This window comes from Pseudomonas rossensis (genome assembly GCF_039888995.1).
In the GTDB taxonomy this organism is placed as follows: Bacteria; Pseudomonadota; Gammaproteobacteria; order Pseudomonadales; family Pseudomonadaceae; genus Aquipseudomonas; species Aquipseudomonas rossensis.
In genome coordinates, this window is the sequence record NZ_JBBWCB010000201.1 from 1 (window position 1) to 7,574 (window position 7,574).

At 59.4% G+C, this 7,574-nt stretch carries 7 protein-coding genes and 1 pseudogene; 1 reads left to right on the forward strand and 7 read right to left on the reverse strand.

What is annotated here, in order from left to right:
• Positions 1–39: 39 nt before the first annotated feature.
• The 5 genes and pseudogenes from WLY71_RS28575 to WLY71_RS28595 all read right to left on the reverse strand — a co-directional run.
• Positions 40–969: a PfkB family carbohydrate kinase gene (locus tag WLY71_RS28575; RefSeq protein WP_347806236.1), complete on the reverse strand. Its 930-nt coding sequence runs from the start codon at positions 967–969 to the stop codon at positions 40–42.
• On the reverse strand, positions 962–2,428 hold the full coding sequence (locus tag WLY71_RS28580) for a purine-cytosine permease family protein (RefSeq protein ID WP_347806237.1): 1,467 nt from the start codon (positions 2,426–2,428) through the stop codon (positions 962–964). Before WLY71_RS28580 ends, WLY71_RS28575 begins: the two co-directional genes overlap by 8 nt.
• Before the next feature lie 178 nt (positions 2,429–2,606).
• The gene (locus tag WLY71_RS28585; protein WP_347806238.1) at positions 2,607–3,605 is read right to left on the reverse strand and encodes an ADP-ribosylglycohydrolase family protein; all 999 of its coding nucleotides are present in this window, start codon (positions 3,603–3,605) and stop codon (positions 2,607–2,609) included.
• Positions 3,602–4,315 carry a GntR family transcriptional regulator gene (locus WLY71_RS28590; RefSeq protein ID WP_347806239.1) on the reverse strand — a complete coding sequence of 238 codons (714 nt, stop codon included), beginning with the start codon at positions 4,313–4,315 and terminating at the stop codon, positions 3,602–3,604. The genes WLY71_RS28585 and WLY71_RS28590 overlap by 4 nt, the downstream gene beginning before the upstream one ends.
• Positions 4,316–4,520: 205 nt before the next feature.
• A pseudogene (locus WLY71_RS28595) lies at positions 4,521–5,000 on the reverse strand (ABC transporter permease subunit); the annotation flags it as partial.
• A 116-nt stretch (positions 5,001–5,116) separates the two neighbouring features.
• On the opposite strand from WLY71_RS28595, the gene WLY71_RS28600 reads away from it, so the two are divergent.
• Positions 5,117–5,989, forward strand: coding sequence for an esterase/lipase family protein (locus WLY71_RS28600; RefSeq protein ID WP_347806240.1), 873 nt, complete (start codon positions 5,117–5,119; stop codon positions 5,987–5,989).
• Positions 5,990–6,047: 58 nt separating this feature from the next.
• Here WLY71_RS28600 and WLY71_RS28605 read toward each other — a convergent pair whose 3' ends face one another.
• Positions 6,048–6,608 (reverse strand): DUF1285 domain-containing protein, encoded by a 561-nt coding sequence (locus WLY71_RS28605; protein WP_347806241.1) that lies wholly within the window; start codon positions 6,606–6,608, stop codon positions 6,048–6,050.
• 17 nt (positions 6,609–6,625) lie between these two features.
• Positions 6,626–7,234 (reverse strand): DUF4823 domain-containing protein, encoded by a 609-nt coding sequence (locus WLY71_RS28610; RefSeq protein ID WP_347806242.1) that lies wholly within the window; start codon positions 7,232–7,234, stop codon positions 6,626–6,628.
• Positions 7,235–7,574 lie beyond the last annotated feature (340 nt).

Genomic DNA, 7,574 nt, shown 5'->3' on the forward strand with positions numbered 1-7,574 from the left:
ATTCAGTGTGGGGGCGAGCTTGCTCGCGATAGCGGCCGATCAGGCACCGAAAGTCTTGCTGACTAACGCATCCACCTCAGCAGTCCCCGGCGAAGTCGCCGGCCCCCATCGAGTCACCGCCAACGCCGCCGCCGCATTAGCCCGCCGCGCCGCGTCAACCGGTACCAACCCTTGCGCCAACCCGGCCACAAACACCCCGGCATGTGCATCCCCCGCGCCGTTGCTGTCCACCGCCTCAACCTTGAAACCCGGCACATGCTGGCGGTTTCCACGCTGGCTGATCCAGCACCCTTGCGGGCCGTCACGAACCACCATCAACACGTCGGCCGGCAGATGATCGGCCAACCGGTTCAACGCCTCGGCAATGTCCGGCGCACCGGTAAATTTCAACGCCTCGACACTGTTGCTGGTCCACAGATCGATGCGCGTCAGCAAGGCTTGCATCAACGGCTCATCCGGCGAATCCACCAGCGGGCCCGGATCGAACACCACGTTGATCCCTCTTGGCAAATCCAGCACCCAATTCACCAGCGCCTGTGCTTTGCCGCCATGCAGCAGGCTGTAGCCGCTGACGTAGACATAGTCTCCCGCCTCGGCCGGCACGCTGGCCAAATCCTCGGCCGTCAGCTCACCTTCGGCGCCGATGTAGGAAATGAAACTGCGCTCGGCCGAGGCTTCGGTTAACGCGACGCACAATCCCGTATCCCGTTCGGCGCGGTGAGTGATGCCGATCCGAATGCCTTCAGCCTTCATCGCCTCACGGGCAAGATCACCGAAACGGCCGGTGCCGTGGCGGCCGAGGTAAACCACCGGCAAACCATTGCGCTGGGCGGCAGCCATCACATTGAAGCCACCGCCAGCCTCGAAACTGGCGGATTGCGCCAGCACATCGCCGCCCGAATTCGGCAGTTTATTCACGGCCATGACCAGGTCGATCATGACCTGGCCGGTGTGCAGCAATCTAGGCATGAGCGTTCTCGGTCAACGCGGCGCGGCGATCCTTGGCGCCACCGAGTACAAAATAAATGCCACCCGCCACCAGGAACGTCACGATCCAGCCGAGGCCGTTATGGCCCAGCCAGGAGTCGGACAGGAAGCCGCGGAACCACACGGTTTGTTCGGTCGTACCGATGGTGGTGAAGCTGAAGCCCAACACGATCGCCACCGCCCACGCACCAAAGGCGCGCCACTCGATACCGCCGCTGTACCAGTAAGCGCTACTCGGGCTGACGTCCAGCAGGTCTTGGGGACTGTAGTAATGACGATGAATCAAGTCGACGACGAAGATCCCGACCCACGCGGTGATCGGCACGGCCAGCAGCGAAATGAAGGTAATGAACGGGCCATAGAAACTGTCGGCGATCAGCATGAAATAGATCGAACCGGCGAAGATCGCGACGATATCCACCACCACCGCGTAGACGCGTTTGACCTTCAAACCGAGGGTCAGCGTGGTCAATCCGGCGGAATACACCGACAGGTTGTTCGACAGCAGCAACCCGCCGAACGCGGTAATCAGGTACGGCACGGCCATCCAGGTCGGTAGCATGTCGCGGATCGCGATGATCGGGTCGGTGGCGGAGGCCAGGTCATTGTTGCCCACCGACAGCAGGCCGCCGAGGGTGATCAGCAGCACCAGCGGAATCCCCGCACCGAAGGCCGCTGATGCCACCAGGCGCACGGCTTTGACGCTGCGGTGCTGATAGCGCGACATGTCGGCACCGGCGTTGGCCCAACCGATCCCGGTGCCGGCGGCCATGGTGCCGACACCGATGATCATTGCACTCAGCGGTGCAGGCGTGGCATTGAACACCGCGCTCCAGTCGATGGTGGCGCAGAGGAAACCGCCGACCAGAATATTCAGCGCGCCGAACACGTAGGTTGCCCACTTCTGGATGACCAGCAAGGTGGCGTGACCGAGACCCGACACCGACAGGGTCAGCAGCACGAAAATCGCAATGAAGATTAACGTCAGCACGGGTGCGCTTTTGGCTTCCGCCGGCGAGCCGAACAGGATCGAGCACAGCGACAACAACACGAACGCGGCGGTGGTGGTGTTGACGGTTTCCCAGCCCAGACGCGACATCAGCGAGACCAGGGTCGGACCGATGTTGCCGCGTACACCGAAGATCGCTCGCGACAACGTCAGGCTCGGTGCGCGACCACGGCGACCGGCAATGGAGATGATCCCGACCACCGCGAAGGAGCCGGCAGCACCCAGGATTGCGACGATGATCGCCTGCCAGATCGCCAAGCCGCGAAAGGCTACAAGGGTCGCGCCCAGCGGCAGGCCGAGGATGGAGATGTTGGCAGCAAACCAGACCCAGAACAGTTGCAGCGGATGACCGTTGCACTCCGCTTCCGGCACGGGCTCGATGCCACGGGTTTCCAGTTGCCCGGCGCTTTGCCCGGCGTTTGATGAACTCATGTGATGCTCCTGTTGCCTTTGTTGTGGTTGTGGGCAATTTAGATATCGGAAGGCCTGGGGAACCCCTGTAGGAGCTGCCGAAGGCTGCGATCTTTTGATCTTGATTTTCAGCGGCTAAAAGGCCGCCAAGATCAAAAAATCGCAGCCTTCGGCAGCTCCTACAGGGGTAATGCGTAACTCAGCGGAGGATGAGGAGTCCTTTCACAAGGGGTTCCAGCTTCAGATCGTTAACGGTTTTGACCTTGTCGATCATCGCCTCCGGCCAACTCTCAAGGCCCAGGCAAGCCCCGAGCATGGCGCCGAGAAGCGCCGCGATGGTGTCGGTGTCGCCGCCAAGGCTCGCGGCCCTGCACAGCGCTTCGAACGCGTTCATTTCACCAATGGCCACTTGCTGGGCCAGGGCAAACGAGACCACCACCGATTCCTGCGAAGCCACCGACGTGCCGATCACGTCGTACATCAAATCCGCCAGCAATGCCTTGTCGCTGTCGACACTGATGGTCCGCGCCCAGCTGATGCGCGAGGCGATGCGTCCGCCAGCCACCCAGTAACCGTGGCTTTCAGCTTGTTGAGCGATTTGCTGGCCGAGGTTCAACGCCTCGCCCAGGTCCATGCCGTTGATACCGGCCGAGACCACCGCCGCCACCGCCGCCGCGCTGGAAATGCCCAGCGTGGTGTTGTGGGTGACCTGGCAAGCCTGCACGACAGCGTTGATGAATCGCTCAGGGTTGGCGACATCCGCCGCAATCCCCACTGGCGTGATGCGCATCGCCGCGCCATTGGTGGTGCCATAGCGCCCCGCTTCTTCCGGCGAGTGGCCGGCGAGGATCATTTCGATGGCACGTTTGGTCGAAGGGCCAAGCAGGTCTTGCGAGCCCTTGGCCTGCATCGCGGCTTCCCATTCGATCAACCGTTGGGCGAGCACCGACGGTTCGATCCGGCCCTCGCCTTCAACCAGCAATTGGCCGACCAGAATCGCCTGTTCGGTGTCATCGGTGATCGAGCCTTTGAGCATGTTGGCTGCGATCGGTTGATCGGGGCCTGCGTCTTCCAGGTCAGTGATTTCGCCGAAGCGCGCCTTGATCTCGGCACGGCTCAGGGATTGAGTCGGCATGCCCAGCGCATCGCCCAGGGCCAGTCCGTAGAACGCGCCCAATGCATGATTGAGCGCGGTCATTTTGTCTCTCCAAATTGCAGGTGCAGGCGAAAATGCACCGGGTCGAGCAAGCTTTCGACCTGCTCCATGAATCGGTTTTGCCTGTCGTAGGTGGTGCGCAAGGCCTTGAGGAAAACCGTGCCTTCCGGACGGCCGAGCAATTCGGCGTCTTCGGCGTTCAACGGTTCGGCGCCGATCCATTGATCGCCGCACTCGCCGATATAGCCGTAAGCGGCCAGGGTGATGGTCAGGGAGTTGTCGATAAGGCCGACCCGCGGCAGGCTTTCCAGGCCTCCGGTGGCGGGCATCAATGAGCGTTCAAGGGAGACCAGCTTGCCTTCGTTGGAACGGCGGCGACGGTCGAGGGTGATGAATTGGTCGGTGCCGAAACGCGGCAGCAGGTCAGGACGGGTGACCGCCTCCAGCCGCAGCACTTCGGTATTGATCAGTGCCCCGCTATCGGCCAGAGCCTGGGCCCAGCCGCTGCGTTGATCGAGCACCACACCGTCAAAGGTGACGATGGAGCCCACCCCGCTTTGCGTCGCGATGTAGTTGCGCCGTTTCAACTCAGCCAAGGCTTCGCGCAGCGTGCCGCGGCTGACTTTGAATTCTTGAGCCAATTGATGCTCGCCCGGCAAAAGAAAGCCGTCCTCCATGAGGCCGCTTTCGATGCGTCGGATGAGTTCATCAACCACCCGTTGTTTCTTGTCAAATCGTACCTGTCTAATCATGTACAACTTGATAACCGAAACGGGTTATAGCGAGCAAGGAATATTTAAGGGAGGTGACAGAAGGGAGCGGGACCAAAAGATCCCCTGTGGGAGCGAGCCTGCTCGCGAAAGCGCCGACACAGCCAACATCTATGTATCAGACAGACTGCTTTCGCGAGCAGGCTAGCTCCCACAGATAATGGGTGTCAGCGTTGTTTGAGGCGGTCGCTTCCTGGTTACCGCCGATGGCCATGGTGTTGCGCCCGTAGGTGGTGTAATTCAGGAGCCAGCCGAAAAACAGGAAGCAAACGATGGTGATCAAGATCGGCACCGGCACACCCAACAACTGGCCATTGCCTAAGACGAAGAACTGCTCTTGCGACACGCCCACCGCTTTGCCGTTGGCGAAGATGTAAGCCAGGCCGCGAACGATCTGCATGGTCGCCAGCGTGGTAATCAACGCATTGACCCGCAGCTTGGCGATCACGATGCCGTTGATCAAGCCGACGATCAGCCCCATGAACAGCGCCGCCACCACACTGAGAAACACACTGTCGGTGTCGCGCATCACCACCGCTGCGACCACGCCGGCGCAGGCAATCACCGAACCCACCGACAAATCGAAATGCCCGGACGCCAGGCAGTACAACATGCTGCAAGCGGCAATCCCCGTCGTCGAAATCGCCAGGCCCAGGCCGCGCATGTTCGGCGTCCAGGCGAGCGATTTGAACGAACCCGCTTTGTGACCTACGGTTAGCCGCGACAGATCAAGCAGTCAAATAGCATCTGCGCAACTAAAGTCCGCTATCGACAGGTATAAGCATGAACATGGATGCGTCTACGCAATACCCGATTGTTTTGGTCCACGGTCTTTTGGGCTTCGATAAAATTGCCGGTTATCCCTACTTCTTCGAGATCAAGGAAGCTCTGGAACACGCTGGGGCCAAGGTGTTTGCCGTTAACATTCCAGCCGTTAACGGAAACGAGGAGCGCGGTAAAAAACTACTCGAACACGTCAACCGTATTTTGCAGGAAACGGGAGCCGCCAAAGTCAATCTGATCGGCCACAGCCAAGGTCCATTGGCTGCACGCTACGTAGCGGCGCTACATCCGGAAAAGGTCGCGTCAGTCACTTCTGTCAGCTGCCCCAATCATGGCTCCGAGATTGCCGACCAATTGCATAAGGCGCTGACGCCTGGTGAATTGCCCGAAGCGCTCGTACTTGCCCTGTTCAAAGCAGTCGGCACCTTCATTTCGTTGATCAGCGACCATCCGGAAAACCCTCAGGACGCTCAAGCGGCTTTCGAATCCCTGACCAGCGCAGGATTGGCCGCTTTCAATCTCAAGTACCCGCAAGGGATACCGAAACATTGGGGTGGGGAAGGCAACGAAATTGAAAACGGCGTGTATTACTACTCTTGGAGCGGGATCCTGCAAAACTTTCAAAGTCTGCAACCTCTCGATCCTTCCCACTTGAACTGTATTGTGCTGTCGAAGTTATTTTATAAAGAGAAACACGCCAACGATGGGCTCGTCGGACAGTACAGCTCGCACCTAGGCAAAGTCATTCGTTCGGATTATCCGATGGACCATTTCGACGCAGTCAATCAAATGGCCGGGATCACGAGTTGGAACGTAAGCCCGGTCCATCTCTATCTTGAACATGCTGCTCGGCTTAAGGACAAAGGTTTGTAGGCAAAAAAATGGCCCACTTGATAGCGGGCCATTTTCCAGAACACAGCAACTCGGCGAGTTACGGTTCAAGTCCAATGGGGAAGAACTCGCCAGCGCTCCACACGCCTAACCAACGTTGCCCGTCAATCTCGCGAGTGACAGCCAGCTCCACCAGTTGGTAGAACACGTTGCGGTGGATCAGGGCTTCGAGGTTGGTGCGCACATGCACGTAGGGTGCAGGCTCCTGCGTGACCGGGTCGATCACCACGCGCATGGGGTGTTCGTTGCCGGCCTCGGCGGTCTCGTCAACATTGGTGGTAAAGCGCAAGACCTGGGTTTCACCCTCGCCCTCCACGTCCACGGCAATCGCCACGAAGGGCGCATCGTCGACCTTGATGCCAACCTTCTCGACCGGGGTGATGAGGAAGTAATCGTCACCATCGCGACGAATGATGGTGGAGAACAGCTTGACCATCGGCTTGCGCCCGATCGGCGTGCCCAGGTAATACCAGGTGCCATCACGGGCGATACGCATGTCGATGTCACCGCAGAAGTCGGGGTTCCACAGGTGGACCGGCGGCAAGCCTTTGGTTTTGGGGATTTGCCCCAACAGATCGTTGGCTTTTTGCGGGCCACTCATGGCGTTCTCCTTTTGAATTACTGGTCGCTGAGTCCCAGCAGGCTGCGCGCGTATTGTTCAAGCGGCGGGCCCATCAGGTCTTCTGGCTTTTTGTCGTGGAACGTCAGTAAACCGCCACGACTCTTGATCCGTGCAGTATCAATCAAATACTGGGTGCTGGTCTCGATCAACATGATTTGAATCACGCCACCGTCGATACCGAGGCGATCCAGGGCTTCCTGATCGAGCCACTCGTCCGAGTTGCCGATACGGTCGTCAGACTTGGCGAACCGGGTATAGAGCAGGTAATGGGCACCGGCGGCACGGGCTTCGCCCATGGCTTGATCAAGACCTTCCGGGGTACGGGCGCGGCGGACCATGGGGAAGTATTCGACAAAGCCATCGAAGGCGACTTCGGCTATCACGTTAGGTCGTGGGTAGACAGTACTGCCTGGCGGCACAAAGGCGCCCTGGGCAATATAGACGAATGAGTCCGGTTGAATGCGCAGGTTATTCACACGGCGGCTGTCGCTATGGTCGAGCAACCCCGCGTCGCTCATGTGGTAGCGAGTCCCTTCAGCCAGATCGCTGACATTCATGCAGCCACCAAGCGCCAAAACGGCCAGCAGCAAAACCAGGCTACGCATCCTACCCTCCAGAGGCCGGTGACGGAAAACCGGCGAATGGCCATGGGATGCAGCTTCCGCGCCATCTCGGGAGAGGCATGGCTCTTGTAGCAGCTGCCGAAGGCTGCGTTCGGTTCGGGCCGCGTTCGGACGAAGCAGTCGCGAGATCAGGCGATGCGGTGTTCCAGACATATTTTGCTTACAGGATTTACGACTGCTGCGCAGCCGAACGCAGCCTTCGGCAGCTGCTATGTATGGACTCGCCCCCACTGTCTACCCGCTTTTGAAAAACCGCCGCCCCGTTGCATCTATGTATCAGGCCTATTCGAGGAAGCCGTCTTCGGCTTCTGGCCAAAATTGG